Raw genomic sequence first — 17,565 nt, 5'->3', positions numbered from 1 at the left:
TCATATATTTTGAGCTAATTCTATAGCCTTAAATAAGGCCATAAGTTTATTATTCACTTCTTCCAACTCTTTTTCTTCTTTAGAATCGGAAACTATGCCTGCTCCAGCCTGAAAAAAAAGAATATTGTTTTTACTGACAAAAGAACGAATAACAATAGCTGTATTAATATAATTATTATCTAATCCAAAAAATCCAATGGCTCCACCATATACTCCTCTATGTTGATTTTCTATTTGATCAATCAATTCCATAGCTTTGTATTTAGGTGCTCCAGAAAGTGTTCCTGCAGGAAAAGAATCTCCAAATACTTTTATAATGGATATATTTTTTTCCAATTTTCCAGATACTTTGGAGACCATATGTAATACATGTGAAAATTCTTGTATTTCCTTAAAATATTCTACTCTTACATTGGAGGAATTTCTACTTAAATCATTTCTTGCTAAATCAACTAACATGACATGTTCTGCATTTTCTTTAGGATTCTTAGAAAGATCTTCAGATAATTTTTTATCTGTATTTTCATCCCCTGATCTTCTTATCGTCCCTGCTATCGGATTTATGTAGGCAATTTGATTATGAATAATCAATTGAGATTCTGGAGAACAACCAAATAACTTATAGTTTCCATAATCAAAATAAAATAAATATGGAGAAGGATTAATAAATCGTAAAGAACGATACACATTAAACTCATCTCCTTTAAATTTTTGTTGAAATTGACGGGATAGGACAATTTGGAACACATCTCCACGTAAACAAGCTTTTATTCCTCTATCTACCATTTTTTGATATTCTTGATCTGTAACGTTAGACGAACGACTTCCTATAGATTTGAAATAAAAAACCGAAAAATTTTTTCTTTTAACTAATTCAATTAATTGATCTATAGATAGATTTTCAACATTAGGAAATTTATGTTCTATTAGATACATTTCATTATAAAATGGATGAAATATTATTAAATTTCCATAAAATCCAAATCTGATTTGTGGTAAATTATAAGATTCTTTAATAGGAACATGAAACTGAATATTTTCAAAATATTGAATACTATCGTAAGATATATATCCATAAAAACCAGAATAAGAAATTGAAGTGTTTTCACTTTGAAATTTTTGGAAAAAATCATCAATTAAAATTGGAAGATCCAATCTATCATTTATGAAAATATGTTTATGAACACAATTTGGATACGATATACGTACTACATTTTTATCTAAAATCAATTCAGAAACTGGATTAATACAAAGAATGGAAGAATATCTATTTTTAATAGAATAATCGGAAGTTTCTAATAATAAAGTTTTCGGAAAACGATCTCTTAGTTTTAAATATAATTCTATTGGTGTAGTACTATCAGCCAAAATTTTTTTCTGAATAGTTCTAAAACTAAATTTGAACATGATTTATAACATTTTGACATGATGAAAAAAAGGCCGCCACAAAGACGAGCCTCAGAAATATTTTCCTTTCCCTTGTTAAGGACTGACTAATGAAAATGAAATTGAAGATTATCTATATTTTTTCAGAATCTACCTCTTACAAAGATAAATAAATTTTTCATATCTATGGATATTTATAAGTAGTAGAATTTGTAATCCAATTGCAATTATTAATTATATGAAAATATTCATTTTTACTTTTTTATTTATAGGATTTTATGTCTCTCCCTCCATGGAAATAAAAACTATGGATCCAAAAAATTTTTCTATGAATATTTATCATTCTGTTCTTCCTTCTCCTCAAAATTATAAATACTGGACTGAAGAAAATCCTCAAAAAAAAAATTTAGATATAACATCTCTTTCTATAAAAAAATATTATTCTCATAATTTTTTTAGACAAGATAATTTTGGTTCATTTCAATATCAGGAAAAAGAAATCTTCATTCCTTTTTTTGATAAGAATCCTAACGTTTTTTTTCTCGTGAAAAGATTCGATATTTTGACGTAAAGACTCCGCTTTCAGAGATTTTTTATATGAGAATCCCTTATAAAATCCTGGGGGGTTTTTTTACTCAAAGCCCTAATAAAAAAACTAACTATTCTATGGAATACAGAAATCTTTTTTTCAAAAAAACCAAAAATAGAAAAGCATAACAGTTTTTTTTTAATCACATTTACTACCGATCAAAGTCATCCCCCCTATCATTATAAATTATGGGGACATTATCTCTATCAAAATTTTTATAGAAAAAAAGAAACAAAAAAATATTTTGGAACACTACGGATAATGTGAATTCTTTTCAAGAAAAAAGAATTTCTTTTATCAAAGAATGGATATAACTTTTCTTCGAAAAATTTTTCCTTTCTCATCCTGGATAAAATTAGAGAATGGAAAATCCTTTTTTTTGAAAAACCATATAGAATACACAAAATATTTTAAAACTCATTTTTCTTCGAAAAAAGAATTTACAAACAATATGATCAATATATCATATTTAAAAAATGAGTGTTTTTTAATTTTAAATCAGGAAAAATCAAATATAGAAATAGGAGTTTCTTATGATAAGATCCGTTCTCAATTATTTTCAAATCATTTATTCTATAAAGTTTTTATGAATCTTAATAAAAAAGAGGATCTAAATATAAATAGATTTACAATGGAAGCGAAGATTAATTATTTGGTTAACAAAATGTTTAAATTTCATTCCAATGGAAAATGGATGATAGAAAATGTGGATAAATTCAGAAACTATTTACAAGCAAACATTCAATTGGATACAATTTTTTTTCCAGAATTTTATCTTGTAACAAATTTAAACATAAACAAGAATATCTTTCCTTATTTTATCAATTTATCCCTTTTTCAAAGAGATAATAACTGTTATAATAGGAAACAAAATAATATCGTATTAAACACAAAATCAATAGACTTCTCTATATTTTATAAAAATATGGATTGTTCTTTGAAAATATCTCAAATAAACCGTCCTTATCAAAAGGAGAATAACAATCTTTTATATTGGAAGTATATATCTTCCTGCATTTTGAAAATAGGAGTTATTCATGACCTATGGAAGCTTCAATTCAATCATATGATTTTATATCAAAAGCAGAACTCGGATCAGTTAATTTTTTCCATTCCAAATTTTCTTTCAAGAAATACCATATCTTACAAAGATTATTATTTTCATAAAACCTTATTAATCCAAACTGGATTTTCTATTCATTATTTTAGTAAATTTTTCTATCAAAACTCTTCCTACCCATTTGATCTATTTTATTTTTATTTAGAGAACGAATGTTTACCAGAAAGAATAGGAGGAAGTCCTTTTATAGATTATTTCTTGAATTTCAAGTTATTTAGAACTAACTTTTATGCTAGCATACAAAATATAGGCTTTCCTGAAGAGAATCAAAAAACTAAACAACCAAATTTATTTATTAAAATAGGTCTGTTATGGAACCTTTTTACTTGAGGCTATTCATAGAAAAAAAATTCGTAATTTTATCCCTGATGAAAGAATTTTTTTATTTTTTCTTCTTCTTTTCCATGACTTTTATATTGTTATATTCAAAAGGAGAGAAAAAAGAGGAAATAGAAATACAAAATGTTATTAAATATGTTAAAAAATATGCTTTATTTGCTGTTGAGGAAATGGAGATGTCTGGAATACCAGCTAGCATTAAATTAGGACAGGGAATTTTAGAGTCATCTGTTGGAAATAGTTCTTTAGCTAAAGCAACCAATAATCATTTTGGAATAAAATGTGGAAAAACTTGGCGGGGAGATGTTTATTATCACGATGATGATCTCCCAAAGGAATGTTTTCGTAAATATAATTCTGTCCGAGAATCTTTTAATGATCATTCCAAATTTTTGAAAAACAACGTTATTCTGTAACTTTTTTTCTTAAAAAAAAGATTATCGAAGTTGGGCTATAGGCCTTAAAAAGGCGGGTTATGCTACTTCATCAAATTATGATAATCGATTAATTTATCAAATAGAAAAGTATTTTTTATGGATTTTAGATCAAGAACCAGATCAAGGAATAGAAAAAATATTAGATAAATATTTAATAAAAATAAGGAGTTCACGATCCACTATTTTTGATTCTTTTTTCTATAAAATTTTTCGGTTTTTTATGTCAGAAAAATAAAATCATTAAAAATGAATCCTAATAATTTAAAGTATAGCAAAAATCATGAATGGATAGGCTTAGAGGTTAATAAAGAAAAAACCTATATTGGAATTACTCATTTTGCCCAAAAGGAATTAGGAGATATTATCTACCTAGATATAGATGAGACTGTTGTAGGAACGGAAATTCAAGAAGGAAAGGTTTTTGGAACCATAGAAGCTGTTAAAACAGTGTCAGATTTATTTATGCCTGTTTCCGGAAAAATACTAGAAATTAATAAAGTTTTATTCTCAAAACCAGAGCATATAAATAAAAATCCTTATGAAGAAGGCTGGATTCTTCAAATAAAAATTTTGGATAAGAAAGAATATGATCGGTTAATGTCTTTCGAAGAATACAAAAAATATATAGGAGAATAAATAATTTCTTAATGAAAAAAACGGAAAATTTTTATTTTCTTGATGATGAAAAAATAGAAGAAAAAATAATTGACTTTAAAGATAAAAATATTACTTCTGTTCGTTTTTTCATCCCTTCCATTTATTGTAGTTCGTGTATTTCTGTTTTGGAAAATCTATCTAATCATCATAAATATATTCTTGAATCTACTGTAGATTTTTCTAATAAAAAAGTTGGAATAATATTCAAAAATAAAAGACTGAAATTAAGCGAATTAGCTGTTTTCCTTGAAAAAATTGGTTATAAACCATCTATCAATTCTGAATCTATCGAAGATAACCAGAAAAAAATATTTGACAGAAAATTGATAGGGAAATTAGCTGTTTCTTTTTTTTGTTTTGGAAACATTATGCTTTTAGCTCTTCCAGAATATGTAGGAGCTTATGAAGATATATGGTTTTTAGAAAACCGTAATTTTTTCCGTTATTTAATGGGAATTCTTTCTTTTCCGGTAGTTTTATTTTCTCTTATGGATCATGTAAAATATGCTCTTTTAGGATTAAAAAAACACATCTTTAATATGGATATCCCTATTACTATAGGAATAGTAGTTCTTTTTTTATGGAGTTGTTATGAAGTTTTTTTAGATCTAGGATCTGGATATTTTGATAGTCTTGCTGGTTTTTCTTTTTTTTTACTTCTTAGTAGAATGTTTCAAATTCATACTCATAGAAAAATTCTATCTTTTGACAAAAATTACAAATCTTTTTATCCTATTTACGTATCAAGAATTTGCAATAATAAAGAAGAAAAAATTTTACTATCCTCTTTAAAAAAAGGGGATGTCATTGCAATCCGAAACGAAGAAATTATTCCTGCAGATTCTATTCTAATAAAAGGAATAGCTTCATTAGATAATAGTTTTATCACAGGAGAATCTCATTTAATTAATAAAAAAATTGGAGAACGCATTTATGCTGGATCTAAACAAAAAGGAGAGATTATTTATTTAAAAATAATTAAAAATATAGATCAAAGTTATTTGAGTTTATTATGGAACAAAAAAAAATTCCATCATAAAAAATTACTTCATCTAAATTCCATATCTAATAGATTTAGCCAATATTTCACTCCTATTATTTTAATTATTTCTATCATAACAGGAATATATTGGTCTTTTATTAATGTATCAAAAGTTTTTCAAACTACTTTTTCCGTATTGATTATCACTTGTCCTTGTGCTTTAGTTCTTTCAAGTCCATTGATTTTTGGAAACATTATCCGATTTTTTTCTAAAAAGGGATTTTATGTAAAAGATATTTTTACCATGGAAAGAATTTCTACAATAAGTACTTTAATTTTTGACAAAACAGGAACTATTACGGATCCTAATAAAGAAAAAGTTTTTTTTATCGGAAAAAAGCTTAGACATAAAGAAAAAAAAATTATAGCCTCTTTATTAAGAAATTCAAATCATCCTTTAAGTAAAAAAATTTTTACAGAGTTATCTATAAAAGAATATTACTCTGTAAATAATTTTCAGGAAATTATAGGTCAGGGAATGCAAGGGGTCATTCAAAATGTTTCAGTAAAAATTGGATCCCAAAAATATTTAGGGATCACAATAAACAATTGTAAAGAGACAACAGTGGTTGTTTCTATAAACGAAAAATTTTTCGGTTATTTTTTATTTAGAAACTTTTATCGTAAGGGAATAAAAAAGATTTTCAAAAATCTGAAAAAATATGAAATTGTTATTTTATCCGGAGATAATAATGAATTAGAAAAAAAATATTTAGAATCTATTTTGCAAAAATCCAGTAAAATTCTTTTTAATCAAAGTCCAGAAGAAAAATTTAATTATGTAAAAAAAATCCAAAGAAATGGAAAACAGGTAATGATGATTGGAGACGGAATCAATGATTATGCTGCATTAAATCAAAGTGAAGTGGGCGTTGCTATTTCAGAAAATCCAAGCAATTTTTTTCCTAGTTGTGATGCTTTTATTCAATCCAATTATTTGGATAAAATTTTTTTGTTTTTAAAAATATCAAAAATAGCTACTAGATTAGTAATTGTTAACTTTATGATTAGTTTGTTTTACAATAGCATAGGAATCATCTTTGCGGTTACCGGTCATTTAAAACCTTTCATCGCTGCTATTTTAATGCCTTTAAGTTCTTTATCAGTTATTATCTTTTCCATCTTATCTACTTGGATGGTTTCGCGTAGATTTCTATCTTAGCTGATATAAAATAAAACTTTTTTATTTGTGTTATATGGATATATTAATTATTATGATATTGTCTAGTCTTTTTTTAGGAGGAATTTTTCTTATAATTTTTTTAATAAGTCTTTATTCTGGTCAGTTTGATGATTATGAATCTCCTAGAATTAGAATTTTAATAGATGATACTTATAAAGAAAAAAAATAATAATTCTATATTATTATGATTATGAAAATAGAAACGAACTATTACAACAATCGTATTGTAAAAGCTTTCCTATATGCTACAGTATTTTGGGCTATTGTTGGATTTTTTGCAGGTTTGTTCATTGCACTTCTTTTATTTTATCCGGAACTTCCAGAATTTTTATTGGGAAGCAAATTAAAAAATTCTCAAGGAGTCATAGGGTTTGGTCGTTGGAGAATGTTACATACTAATACGGCTGTATTTGCTTTTGTAGGAAATGTGATTTTTACAGGTTCTTATTATTCTTTACAACGTCTACTGAAAACAAGAATTTTCAGTGATCTTCTTAGTTGGATTCATTTTTGGGGATGGCAACTCTTCATTTTTTTCACTTGGATTACTTTCTTGTTTGGAATAAATACTAGTAAAGAATACGCTGAACATGAATGGCCTATAGATATATGGATTTTTTGTATTTGGATTATTTATGGAATAAATATGATAGGAAGTATTTTAAAAAGAAAAATCCAGCATCTATATGTAAGCATTTGGTTTTTTTTGGGGACCTGGGTTGCTGTAGCTATGTTGCACCTATTTAATAATCTTGAATTACCTATTGATCTTCTTTCTTTCAAAAGTTATTCTATATATGCAGGAGTTCAGGATGCTTTAATGCAATGGTGGTATGGACATAATGCTGTAGCATTTATTTTAACTACCCCTATACTTGGATTAATGTATTATTTTGTTCCAAAAGCTTCTAATCAACCTATTTTTTCCTACAAACTTTCTATTATTCATTTTTGGTCCTTAATATTTATCTATATATGGGCTGGGCCACATCATCTCATGTATACATCTCTTCCTAATTGGGCTCAAATGTTGGGGACTATTTTTTCTATTATGCTCATTGCTCCTTCTTGGGGTGGGATGTTAAATGGATTACTTACTTTAAGAGGAGATTGGAAAAAAGTGAAAAGAGATCCTGTTTTAAAATTTTTTTTAGTAGGCATTATTTGTTATGGGATGGCTACTTTTGAAGGGCCCATGTTAGCTACTAAGACCTTAAATTCCATTGGACATTTTACAGACTGGATCATTGCTCATGTTCATTTAGGAACTTTAGGTTGGAATGGATTCATGGCTTTTGGAATAATTTATTGGTTGACACAAAAATTGTGGAATACAAAACTATATTCTATATCATTAGCCAATATTCATTTTTGGTTAGGAATGTTGGGAATCATATTATATATTTTTCCCCTGTATTTTGGATCCGTTTTACAAGCTGAAATGTGGAAAAAATTTAATCCTGATGGAACTTTAGCATATAAAAACTTTTTGGATACAGTTATATCAATTATTCCTTTTTATAAAATAAGATTTATTGGCGGGATGATCTATTTTATAGGTTTTATTATGATGATTTATAATCTATATAAGACGATAAAAAAAGGATATTTTGTTAATGATGAGGCTTTTCAAGGGGTACTTTTTTCCGATAAAAAAATAGAAAAAAAAGAAAAATTTCATAGTTGGTTAGAACAAAAACCCATACAATTTACTATTCTTTCCTTCATCGCAGTTGCTATTGGAGGATTTATAGAAATAATTCCTACTTTAGTGATAAAATCCAACGTTCCTACTATTTCTAGTGTTAAGCCTTATAAAGCTCTTGAATTAGAAGGTAGAGATTTATTTGTAAGAGAAGGTTGTAATGCTTGTCATAGTGCACAAGTTCGTCCTTTTCGAGATGAAGTCGTTCGTTATGGAGAATATTCAAAAGCTGGAGAATTTGTATACGATCATCCATTTCTATGGGGCTCTAAACGTACTGGACCTGATCTAGCTAGAGAGGGAGGAAAAAATCCTAATTCTTGGCATTTCAACCATATGGACAATCCTCGTTCTACATCTCCAGGGTCTATTATGCCTAGATACCCTTGGCTAATTTATAACAAATTAGACCGATCAAATACAGAAAAAAAAATAAAAGCTATGGTTAAGTTAGGGGTTCCATATACTTTGGAATACATAAAAAACATGCATAAAGATATGGATATTCAAGCTCATAAAATTGTATCTGATATTTATAAGGAATACCCAAGTTTAAAAAAAGAAATAGAAAGACAGAAAGAAAAAGAAAAAGATAAATTTATTCCTTTGGAAAAAAGAGAGATAATAGCACTTATTGCTTATTTACAACGTTTAGGGACAGATATTAAATCTTGAAAAATTAATGACAAACTTTTTAAAAAAATATTTTTCAACAGAAAAATCTATTGGAATATTTCAATCCATTATGTTAATTTTATTCTTATTTGCTTTTTTTTTCATTTTATTTTTTATTTTTTCAAAATCTAAGAAATATTATCAAAAAATAAGTCTACTTCCTTTAGAAAATAAAGATAAGAAACAGGAGTCTATATGAGATCAAAAATTCCTTTTTTTATTATGATTCCTTCTGTTTTATCCGTTATAATGTTTATGTTCTATGTTTTTTTAGGTTTTAATAATCGAACTTACATAGTTCATCCAGTTACTATATCCTTTTTTGTTGTTATAACGATATTATTGTTGATTTTAGATTCTATTGATAATTTAATCTATCGTAGAAAACTAAAATTTCTTACAGAAGAAGAAAGACGAAAAATTTTTGAAGAAAATGAAGGAAATTATTTTTATAGACTCTATAAATTTATATTTCATGATCCTAAAAAAAAGAGTCAAGAGGTAAAAAAAATAGATCATGGATTTGATGGAATTTTTGAATTAGACAATAAATTGCCAATGTGGTGGGTTCATCTTTTTTATCTTACGATCGTTTTTTCTACAATTTATTTTTTTTCCTGTTTATTCACGGATTTTTCTAATCCTTATAAAGAATATGAAGTAGCTTATCAGAATCAACTGAAAGAAATAGAAATTTTTGAAAAAAATACGCCACAAGTAACTGTAGAAAATGCTTTTTTTGATCAAAAATTTATTGATAGCGGGAAAACCCTTTTTGAAGAAAATTGCGCTACTTGTCATCAATCGGATGGAAGTGGTAACATAGGTCCTAATTTAACAGATAATTACTGGATAAACATAATGGAAAAAAATTTATTTAAGAATATATTTTCTATTATATGGTATGGAAGCAAGAATAATCCTACTATGCGTGCTTTTGGTCAATCAGGTGAAATTAAAGGAAATGATATCCAGAAAATATCTAGTTATGTTTATTTCATAAATAAAAAACTAAAAAAGCCTATAAAAAATAAAGCTCCTCAAGGAAAAAAAATTCTAGATTGGGACAAATGAAATATTGGTTTTCACTTTAAATATTCCTAATTTTTAGTTTTTTGTATTTTTTTAAAACGTTATAAGTTTGGATTATGAAAATAAAATTCAGTTGGGAAACAGGAATTGTATTATCTTTGGTTACTTTTATAATTTTCATCACTTATATTGCGTTTTTTTTTCCTCATGTAGGAAGTCAACTTGTATCAGATAAGTATTATGAAGAAGAAATGAAATATCAAGAAATTATAAATGAAAAGAAAAATGTATTAAAACTTCCTAAGAAAATTAAGATTTTCATCTTATCTTCTGGAATTAAAATTATATTTCCACCAATTTTAGATAATATTCATGGTTTTTTTACTTTATTCCGATCTTCGTCTAAAGATTTAGATGTGACCAGGTCTTTTAAGATGTTGAAATCTTCAAGTAAGATATTATTTATTCCAAAAAACCTTTTGAAAAAAGGACATTACAAACTTATAATTAGATGGAAATCTTGTGAAAAAAGATTCTTTTTTGAGAAAGATTTATTTTGGTTATCATAATGTTTACTTACTTGTACTACCTTTTTTTATCTGTTTTCAGAATTATTAATATTTAGCATAATGAGAAAAAACATAAATAGTCTTCGTGAAGAATCTTTAAACTATCATAGTCAATTTCCTTCTGGAAAAATTCAGATTTCTCCCACAAAAAAATATAGCAGTCAAAGAGATTTATCCCTAGCGTATTCACCAGGAGTTGCAGAGCCTTGTAAAGAAATAGCTCATTCATCTAGAGAAGTATATAAATACACCTCCAAAGGAAATCTTGTAGCTGTTATTACTAATGGAAGCGCTGTTCTCGGTCTTGGAAATATAGGAGCTTTAGCTTCTAAACCTGTTATGGAAGGAAAATCACTTTTATTTAAAATATTTTCTGGAATTGATGTATTTGACATAGAAATTGATGAATCTGATCCAGAAAAATTCATAGATGTGGTAAAAGCTATAGCTCCAACTTTTGGAGGAATCAATTTAGAAGATATAAAAGCTCCAGAAGCATTTGAAATTGAAAGAAGGTTAAAATCTGAACTAAATATTCCAGTTATGCATGACGATCAACATGGAACGGCTATTATTTCAGGAGCTGCATTACTTAATGCGATCACTTATGTTGGAAAAAATATTCAAGACATAAAAATGGTGGTTAGTGGAGCAGGGGCTGCAGCTATTTCTTGTACAAGGACTTATAAACAACTTGGAGTAGGACCTGAAAATATTCTTATGTTTGATAGCAAGGGATTGTTACATGTTTCACGAACAGACTTGAATCAAGAAAAAAAAGAATTTGCTGTAAACACTTCTTGGATTCAAAATTTAGAAGAAGCTATTAAAAACGCTGATGTTTTTATAGGTTTATCCATAGGGGGAATATTAACTCCAAAAATGTTAAAAAGTATGGCTAAAGATCCGATTGTGTTTGCTATGGCAAATCCTGATCCTGAAATTGATTATAACTTAGCCGTAAAAATCCGTCCAGACGTTATTGTAGCTACTGGAAGAAGTGATTATCCAAATCAGGTGAATAATGTACTAGGATTTCCTTATATTTTTAGAGGAGCTTTGGATGTACAAGCTTGTATGATCAATGATGAAATGAAGTTAGCAGCTGTTCATGCTATTGCTTCCTTGGCAAAGGAACCTGTTCCAGAACAAGTAAATATTGTTTATAATAAAAAAAATATTTTTTTTGGAAAAGAATATATTATTCCTAAACCTTTTGACAATCGTCTGATTACTCGTGTAGCGCCAGCTGTAGCTAAAGCAGCTATGGATTCTGGAGTTGCGAGGAATCCTATTTTAGATTGGAAAATCTATAAAGAAAAATTGCTCGACAGAATGGGATACGAAAGTAAAATGCTTAGAATGATTCAAAATAGAGCACGTACAAATCCGAAAAAGGTAGTTTTTTGCAATGGAGAAGAATATGACGTTCTGAAATCCGTTCAGATTTTAAGTGAAGAAGGGATAGTTTCTATTCCCATTGTTTTAGGAAATGAAGATCGTATAAAACGTTTAATACATGAAAATAATTTGGATGTAGAATTAATTATTATAGATCCTGAAAAGGAAGAAAATAGAGAGAAATTAGAATTCTACGCGAACATTCTTTGGAAAAGAAGAAATAGAAAAGGATTAACTCTATACGATGCAAAAATTCGCATGCGAACCAATGACCATTTTGGAGCCATGATGGTTGATCAAGGAGAAGCCGATGCAGTGATTACAGGATATTCCAGGAGTTTTTCATTAAGTTTACGACCTATGTTAGAAGTTATTGGTAGAGCTGATTCGGTTCATAAAACAGCAGGAATGATGATTTTGTTAACGAAACGTGGTCCTTTATTTTTAGCAGATACTGCTGTCATTCCAAATCCAACTAGTGAAGAACTAGCTAGAATTGCTCTAATGGCGGCTCATGTTGTTAAAGGTTTTGATATAGAGCCCCATATAGCCATGTTATCCTTTCAAAATTTTTCATCAAATTCTAAAACTTCTTCTAAAGTATCCCAAACTGTTGCTTTTTTACATAAAAAATATCCATATCTAATAGTAGATGGGGAGTTACAACCTGATTTCGCTTTGAACGAATTTTTATTAGCCAGTAAATTTCCTTTTTCAAAACTTGTTAAAAAAAGAGCAAATATTTTTATTTTTCCAAATCTAGAATCAGGAAATCTAACTTATAAATTTATTAGAGGATTAGGGGATATTCAAACCATTGGTCCTGTGATGCTAGGAATGCGAAAACCAGCACACGTTATGCAAATGCAATCAAACATAGAAGAAATAGTGAATCTAGCCACTTTATCCGTAATAGATGCACAAATTAGAAAAAATTAAAAAGATGTCTCTTCACAAGTGTTTCTTTTCCAAAAAGAATTTTAATTTGTTCGTTAAAAAACGGAGAAATAGAACTAGATGTATAAAAAATTGGATTATTATTCCATGTTGAATGAAGGCATAATAAATTATTTTCATATAATTTTTTTTTGATTTCCTGAACTACAATTTTTTGAATGTCAATTATACGAACTTTTTCACGGAAAAAATTATCTATTTCCTTTTTCAGAAATAAATAATGTGTGCAAGCCAATAATAACGTATCTATTTCTATTGATTTAAAATGATTTAAATAGTTTTTTATAAGATAATTTATCTTTTTTTTTTCAAATCCATTTTCAATGATTGTAGCTAATAATGGCATAGATATTTGAACAATATCTAAATTTGGGCAATATTTTTTAATGTTTTTTTGATAAAAGTTAGAACGAATTGTAGCAGGGGTAGCCATAATCCCTATCCTTTTAGAAGAAATTAACACTTTATTTTTTACTATAGGTTCTATAACATTGAATATTAATATTTTTTTCAAAAATTTTTTTTGTATAACATCTAAAGCATTAGATACTATAGAATTACAAGCTATTACTATAGCTTTGCATTTTTTTTCATAAAGAAAAGATGCTATTTTCATAGAATGATTTCTAATAAATTCTTTAGATTTATTTCCGTAAGGCATGTTTTTAGTATCTCCAAAATAAATTATACATTCATTAGGCATATAATTTTTAATTTCTTTGGCTATAAGGAGTCCTCCGATTCCAGAATCAAATATTCCTATCGGAGAACATGGACTTATTCCCATTTTTTAGGATTTTAAAGTGAAAAAAATCAAATCAATAAATGAAATGGAAAACGAATAAAGATAAAATAAACAAAAAAAACATTCTATCTTAATTATTAGACAAAATCATACATATTCATCTAATCCCTAAATGTTTTTAATTTATTTTTTAATCTTGCTGCTTTATTCATATGTATAATGTTTTTTTTAGCTAATTTATCTATCATAGAAATTACCTTGGAATATTGTTTCCTTTTTTTTTCTTTCATTAATTTCTTTATAGCTGTCCTTGTACTCTTATATACATATTTATTACGAAAACGCCTAGTATGATTTTGTCTAATTCTTTTTAAAGCCGATAAATGATTTGCCATAAAATAATCTCGTATTACTATAGCCCATAGGGGAATCGAACCCCTCTTTCCAGGATGAAAACCTGACGTCCTAACCAATAGACGAATGGGCCTGAAAAAAAATACTTATACGAATACAAATTAAATTTTTTTTATATTTAATACAAGTATTTTACTTAACTTACATTTGATCATCTCTTAATTTATTAGAATTTCTTTTGAAAAAGGAAAAAAAATAAAAAATTATCCTGATCATAAATTCTAAAATTATTTTATTTATTATATTTTATTCTCATTTTTTTTCTATTCCATTCCTATATGGAGATATGGAATACAAAAAAAAATATGAAAGAATTTTCTTCAGAAAGAAGAGAAATCACTCATACAATAAGAAAAATTCTTTTCATAATTCTATTATTGAAAAAGCTAAAGATTATATGTATACTCCGTACAAATATGGGGGAAATACTAAAAATGGAATAGATTGTTCTGCTTTCATAAAAAAGATTTTCGCTTCTCATAAGATTTCATTACCACGTATAACTTCTAATCAAGCTAAAAAAGGTTACTTCGTTCCAAAAAAATCCATAGAAAAAGGAGATCTATTATTTTTTGCTACAGGCGCTTCTAAAAGAAAAATTAATCATGTGGGAATGGTGATACATGTAGATACTCATAACATATTCTTTATTCATGCTTCTACATCAAATGGAGTGACTATCTCCCCATTTTATCAAAAATATTGGAATAATAGATTTATTACAGCAAGAAGAATTCTTTATTCCTCATAATAATCAATTGAAAAACCTAAATACTTTAAATCTTTCCAAAAATCAGGATATGATTTTTCTACTACATTTTTGTCTTCTATTTGTATAGGATACAATAATCCAAACGGAGAAAAAGACATAGCCATTCTGTGGTCTTGATAAGTTTTTATATTGATCTTTGAATTGATTTCTTTTTGAAAAAAATCTGTTATTTCTAAACAGGAATTGGTAATTTTTATTTTTATCCCAAATTTGAATAATTCATTTTTTAATGCTCGTAACCGATCCGTTTCTTTAATTTTTAAGGTTTCTAAACCTTTTAAGCGGCATCTTATACCAATGGCGGCACAAGTTACCACAATAGTTTGCGCTAGATCTGGAGTTTTATTCAAATCCAAATTGATGATCCTTGGTGGAATAAAATTAAACCTTTTATTCAGTGTAATTATACTTTTGTCAAAAATTGTAGATATTCCAAAATATTTTTCATATATGGATGATACTTCTCTATCTCCTTGTAAACTTTCATTTTTATAGGAGCTTAAAGTAATATGACTTTTTTTTGCGATGGTAACCATGGAGTAATAATAAGAAGCAGAACTCCAGTCGGATTCTATAGAAAAATGTTTTTGTCCTTTTTCTTTTCCTGGATAAATATGAATAATTTTATCTCTCCAAAAAGCTTTTATTCCTGCTAAAATTAACAAATCAAAGGTCATTTTTATATATGGAATAGATGTGATATTTTCTTTTAAATATATTTTAAGACCCATTTGAAATGTACTAGCTATTAACATCAAAGAACTAATATACTGGCTGCTAATTTTTGCATTAATATCTATTTCTCCTCCAAAAATTTTCTTCCCAAAAATTTTTATTGGTGGATACCCTACTTTTTCCAAATAGATAATTTCCGATCCTAATTTTTTCAAAGCTTCTACAAGTCCGGAAATAGGCCTTTCTTTCATTCTATTGGATCCGGTCAATATAACTTCTTTTCCTTCCTGTACAGATAAGTATGAAGTTAAAAAACGCATGGCAGTTCCAGCATGATGGATATCAAGAATGTTAGAAGTGCTGTTTAAACTTTTTTTTAAAACTTGAGTATCTTCACAATTAGAAAGATTTTCAATCTGAATCTCATCCGTATAAATGGCTCTTAAAATTAAAAGACGATTAGATATACTTTTAGATCCCGTTATTGATACAGAACCATATAGAGAGTTCTGTTTTTTATGAATATTAATGTAAGAAGACATATTATTTTAGTTTTTCATTATTATGGTGTCTTTCATGATCTCTTATTTTCTTTTTTTTTAATTTTTTGTTAAAAGATTTTTCCAAATCAATTCCAGTTTGATTAGCTAGACAAAGTAAAACAAACAATACATCTGCTAATTCTTCTCCAAGATCCTCTTTTTTTGAATATTTCTTGTAGGATTGTTCTCCATAATTTCTAGCAATAATTCTAGAAACTTCGCCAACCTCTTCAGATAAAAGAATAGTGTTAGTTAATACGTTAAAATAACGTATTCCATGATTCTTTATCCAATTATGAACTAATTTTTGCAGATTTTTTATTTCCAAATTATTTCTTTTCTTGATTACTTTTTTTTTTCTAGTAAAATTTTAACATGATCTATAATAGAATCACGATCGATTTTATATTTCTTTAATAACTCTATGGGTTTTCCACTCTCTCCAAAAGTGTCATTCACGGCAACTATACTTTGATGGATAGAAAACCTTTTAGTAGTCAGAATTCTAGCAATACTCTCTCCTAACCCTCCCCAATAATTATGTTCTTCTGCAGTCACAATACATTTTGTTTTATCTACAGAATTTAAAATGGTTTTTTCATCTAATGGTTTTATAGTGTGAACATTAATTACTTCACAAGAAATTCGTTTTTTTTCATGTAAAATTCTAGCCGCTTCCAAGGATTCCCATACTAGATGACCTGTACTAACAATAGTAACATCTTTTCCTTCCGTTAAAAGAATTGCTTTTCCTATTTGAAATATTTGACTTTCACTTGTGAAATTTGGCACAGAAGGTCTACCAAAACGGAGATATACCGGTCCTAAATAATTGGCTATAGCTAAAGTAGCTGCATAAGTTTGATTATAATCACAAGTATTAATTACAGTCATTCCAGGCAACATTTTCATCAGTCCAATATCTTCCAGACTTTGATGTGTCGCTCCATCTTCTCCCAAAGTTAAACCAGAGTGAGAAGCGCATATTTTTACATTTTTATAGGAATAAGCAATAGATTGACGTATCTGATCATAGACACGGGATGTCGCAAAATTAGCGAAAGTTCCAGCAAAAGGAATATAATTTCCAATGCTAAGTCCAGCAGCAATGTTGATCATATTAGCTTCAGCAATTCCTATTTGGAAAAATCGTTCTGGAAATTCTTTAGAAAATTGATCCATAAATAGAGAACTAGTAAGATCAGCACATAAGGCCACTACTTTAGTATTTTTTCTTCCTAATAATGTTAAAGCGTCTCCAAATCCAGCTCTAGTTTCTTTCAATCCTTTATTTTCATATATTTTCATAATTTCTTTGCATTCTT

18 protein-coding genes and 1 tRNA gene are annotated in these 17,565 nt (G+C 27.5%); 12 read left to right on the top strand and 7 right to left on the bottom strand.

Annotated features, from left to right (window positions below):
• A complete protein-coding gene (locus tag BLBBOR_RS02090; protein WP_015370785.1) occupies positions 1 to 1,407 on the bottom strand; it encodes an anthranilate synthase component I family protein in 1,407 nt (468 codons plus the stop codon).
• 217 nt (positions 1,408 to 1,624) lie between these two features.
• Here BLBBOR_RS02090 and BLBBOR_RS02085 point away from each other — a divergent pair, with 217 nt between their 5' ends.
• The 11 genes from BLBBOR_RS02085 to BLBBOR_RS02035 all read left to right on the top strand — a co-directional run bounded on the left by BLBBOR_RS02085 (position 1,625) and on the right by BLBBOR_RS02035 (position 13,074).
• Positions 1,625 to 1,957: a hypothetical protein gene (locus tag BLBBOR_RS02085; protein ID WP_045118229.1), complete on the top strand. Its 333-nt coding sequence runs from the start codon at positions 1,625 to 1,627 to the stop codon at positions 1,955 to 1,957.
• A 322-nt stretch (positions 1,958 to 2,279) separates the two neighbouring features.
• Positions 2,280 to 3,425 carry a putative porin gene (locus BLBBOR_RS02080; RefSeq protein ID WP_045118228.1) on the top strand — a complete coding sequence of 382 codons (1,146 nt, stop codon included), beginning with the start codon at positions 2,280 to 2,282 and terminating at the stop codon, positions 3,423 to 3,425.
• Positions 3,426 to 3,463: 38 nt separating this feature from the next.
• Complete coding sequence (locus tag BLBBOR_RS03305; protein WP_235043210.1) at positions 3,464 to 3,850, top strand: glucosaminidase domain-containing protein; 387 nt, start codon at positions 3,464 to 3,466, stop codon at positions 3,848 to 3,850.
• 267 nt (positions 3,851 to 4,117) lie between these two features.
• Positions 4,118 to 4,507 (top strand): glycine cleavage system protein GcvH, encoded by a 390-nt coding sequence (gene gcvH, locus BLBBOR_RS02070; protein ID WP_015370783.1) that lies wholly within the window; start codon positions 4,118 to 4,120, stop codon positions 4,505 to 4,507.
• Between the two features lie 11 nt (positions 4,508 to 4,518).
• Complete coding sequence (locus BLBBOR_RS02065; protein ID WP_015370782.1) at positions 4,519 to 6,732, top strand: cation-translocating P-type ATPase; 2,214 nt, start codon at positions 4,519 to 4,521, stop codon at positions 6,730 to 6,732.
• 34 nt (positions 6,733 to 6,766) lie between these two features.
• Entirely contained in the window at positions 6,767 to 6,922 is a 156-nt protein-coding gene (gene ccoS, locus BLBBOR_RS02060; RefSeq protein ID WP_012821381.1) for a cbb3-type cytochrome oxidase assembly protein CcoS, read from the top strand.
• 21 nt (positions 6,923 to 6,943) lie between these two features.
• On the top strand, positions 6,944 to 9,133 hold the full coding sequence (ccoN, locus tag BLBBOR_RS02055; protein ID WP_015370781.1) for a cytochrome-c oxidase, cbb3-type subunit I: 2,190 nt from the start codon (positions 6,944 to 6,946) through the stop codon (positions 9,131 to 9,133).
• Between the two features lie 7 nt (positions 9,134 to 9,140).
• The gene (locus BLBBOR_RS02050) at positions 9,141 to 9,332 is read left to right on the top strand and encodes a hypothetical protein (RefSeq protein WP_015370780.1); all 192 of its coding nucleotides are present in this window, start codon (positions 9,141 to 9,143) and stop codon (positions 9,330 to 9,332) included.
• Positions 9,329 to 10,207 carry a cbb3-type cytochrome c oxidase N-terminal domain-containing protein gene (locus BLBBOR_RS02045; RefSeq protein ID WP_015370779.1) on the top strand — a complete coding sequence of 293 codons (879 nt, stop codon included), beginning with the start codon at positions 9,329 to 9,331 and terminating at the stop codon, positions 10,205 to 10,207. Before BLBBOR_RS02050 ends, BLBBOR_RS02045 begins: the two co-directional genes overlap by 4 nt.
• A gap of 74 nt (positions 10,208 to 10,281) precedes the next feature.
• Entirely contained in the window at positions 10,282 to 10,734 is a 453-nt protein-coding gene (locus BLBBOR_RS02040) for a FixH family protein (protein ID WP_015370778.1), read from the top strand.
• Positions 10,735 to 10,794: 60 nt separating this feature from the next.
• Positions 10,795 to 13,074: an NADP-dependent malic enzyme gene (locus BLBBOR_RS02035; protein WP_015370777.1), complete on the top strand. Its 2,280-nt coding sequence runs from the start codon at positions 10,795 to 10,797 to the stop codon at positions 13,072 to 13,074.
• Here the strand turns inward: BLBBOR_RS02035 and murI are convergent.
• From murI to BLBBOR_RS02020, 3 genes are all read right to left on the bottom strand, one after another.
• Positions 13,061 to 13,879 carry a glutamate racemase gene (murI, locus tag BLBBOR_RS02030; RefSeq protein ID WP_015370776.1) on the bottom strand — a complete coding sequence of 273 codons (819 nt, stop codon included), beginning with the start codon at positions 13,877 to 13,879 and terminating at the stop codon, positions 13,061 to 13,063. The two genes, BLBBOR_RS02035 and murI, sit on opposite strands and share 14 nt — an antisense overlap.
• 119 nt (positions 13,880 to 13,998) lie before the next feature.
• Entirely contained in the window at positions 13,999 to 14,232 is a 234-nt protein-coding gene (rpsT, locus tag BLBBOR_RS02025; protein ID WP_015370775.1) for a 30S ribosomal protein S20, read from the bottom strand.
• Between the two features lie 20 nt (positions 14,233 to 14,252).
• Positions 14,253 to 14,324: transfer RNA gene (locus BLBBOR_RS02020), tRNA-Glu, on the bottom strand.
• Positions 14,325 to 14,537: 213 nt separating this feature from the next.
• Between BLBBOR_RS02020 and BLBBOR_RS02015 the strand changes: the two genes are divergently transcribed.
• Positions 14,538 to 15,002: a C40 family peptidase gene (locus BLBBOR_RS02015; RefSeq protein ID WP_015370774.1), complete on the top strand. Its 465-nt coding sequence runs from the start codon at positions 14,538 to 14,540 to the stop codon at positions 15,000 to 15,002.
• Here the strand turns inward: BLBBOR_RS02015 and BLBBOR_RS02010 are convergent.
• The 3 genes from BLBBOR_RS02010 to BLBBOR_RS02000 are packed head-to-tail and all read right to left on the bottom strand — an operon-like array spanning position 14,990 to position 17,548.
• Positions 14,990 to 16,240 (bottom strand): 3-phosphoshikimate 1-carboxyvinyltransferase, encoded by a 1,251-nt coding sequence (locus BLBBOR_RS02010; protein WP_015370773.1) that lies wholly within the window; start codon positions 16,238 to 16,240, stop codon positions 14,990 to 14,992. The two genes, BLBBOR_RS02015 and BLBBOR_RS02010, sit on opposite strands and share 13 nt — an antisense overlap.
• A gap of 1 nt (position 16,241) precedes the next feature.
• Positions 16,242 to 16,568: a MazG nucleotide pyrophosphohydrolase domain-containing protein gene (locus BLBBOR_RS02005; protein ID WP_015370772.1), complete on the bottom strand. Its 327-nt coding sequence runs from the start codon at positions 16,566 to 16,568 to the stop codon at positions 16,242 to 16,244.
• Between the two features lie 17 nt (positions 16,569 to 16,585).
• Positions 16,586 to 17,548 carry a transketolase family protein gene (locus BLBBOR_RS02000; RefSeq protein WP_015370771.1) on the bottom strand — a complete coding sequence of 321 codons (963 nt, stop codon included), beginning with the start codon at positions 17,546 to 17,548 and terminating at the stop codon, positions 16,586 to 16,588.
• Positions 17,549 to 17,565 lie beyond the last annotated feature (17 nt).

Source organism: Blattabacterium sp. (Blatta orientalis) str. Tarazona, assembly GCF_000334405.1.
Classification (GTDB): domain Bacteria; phylum Bacteroidota; class Bacteroidia; order Flavobacteriales; family Blattabacteriaceae; genus Blattabacterium.
Note: the sequence above shows the minus strand (reverse complement) of the source record. Positions and strands in the feature narration are given on the sequence as shown.

Coding starts and splice junctions, on each gene's coding strand:
- BLBBOR_RS02090 (WP_015370785.1), bottom strand. CDS start 1,407: ATGTTCAAATTTAGTTTTAGAACTATTCAGAAAAAAATTTTGGCTGAT.
- BLBBOR_RS02085 (WP_045118229.1), top strand. CDS start 1,625: ATGAAAATATTCATTTTTACTTTTTTATTTATAGGATTTTATGTCTCT.
- BLBBOR_RS02080 (WP_045118228.1), top strand. CDS start 2,280: ATGGATATAACTTTTCTTCGAAAAATTTTTCCTTTCTCATCCTGGATA.
- BLBBOR_RS03305 (WP_235043210.1), top strand. CDS start 3,464: ATGAAAGAATTTTTTTATTTTTTCTTCTTCTTTTCCATGACTTTTATA.
- gcvH (WP_015370783.1), top strand. CDS start 4,118: ATGAATCCTAATAATTTAAAGTATAGCAAAAATCATGAATGGATAGGC.
- BLBBOR_RS02065 (WP_015370782.1), top strand. CDS start 4,519: ATGAAAAAAACGGAAAATTTTTATTTTCTTGATGATGAAAAAATAGAA.
- ccoS (WP_012821381.1), top strand. CDS start 6,767: ATGGATATATTAATTATTATGATATTGTCTAGTCTTTTTTTAGGAGGA.
- ccoN (WP_015370781.1), top strand. CDS start 6,944: ATGAAAATAGAAACGAACTATTACAACAATCGTATTGTAAAAGCTTTC.
- BLBBOR_RS02050 (WP_015370780.1), top strand. CDS start 9,141: ATGACAAACTTTTTAAAAAAATATTTTTCAACAGAAAAATCTATTGGA.
- BLBBOR_RS02045 (WP_015370779.1), top strand. CDS start 9,329: ATGAGATCAAAAATTCCTTTTTTTATTATGATTCCTTCTGTTTTATCC.
- BLBBOR_RS02040 (WP_015370778.1), top strand. CDS start 10,282: ATGAAAATAAAATTCAGTTGGGAAACAGGAATTGTATTATCTTTGGTT.
- BLBBOR_RS02035 (WP_015370777.1), top strand. CDS start 10,795: ATGAGAAAAAACATAAATAGTCTTCGTGAAGAATCTTTAAACTATCAT.
- murI (WP_015370776.1), bottom strand. CDS start 13,879: ATGGGAATAAGTCCATGTTCTCCGATAGGAATATTTGATTCTGGAATC.
- rpsT (WP_015370775.1), bottom strand. CDS start 14,232: ATGGCAAATCATTTATCGGCTTTAAAAAGAATTAGACAAAATCATACT.
- BLBBOR_RS02015 (WP_015370774.1), top strand. CDS start 14,538: ATGGAATACAAAAAAAAATATGAAAGAATTTTCTTCAGAAAGAAGAGA.
- BLBBOR_RS02010 (WP_015370773.1), bottom strand. CDS start 16,240: ATGTCTTCTTACATTAATATTCATAAAAAACAGAACTCTCTATATGGT.
- BLBBOR_RS02000 (WP_015370771.1), bottom strand. CDS start 17,548: ATGAAAATATATGAAAATAAAGGATTGAAAGAAACTAGAGCTGGATTT.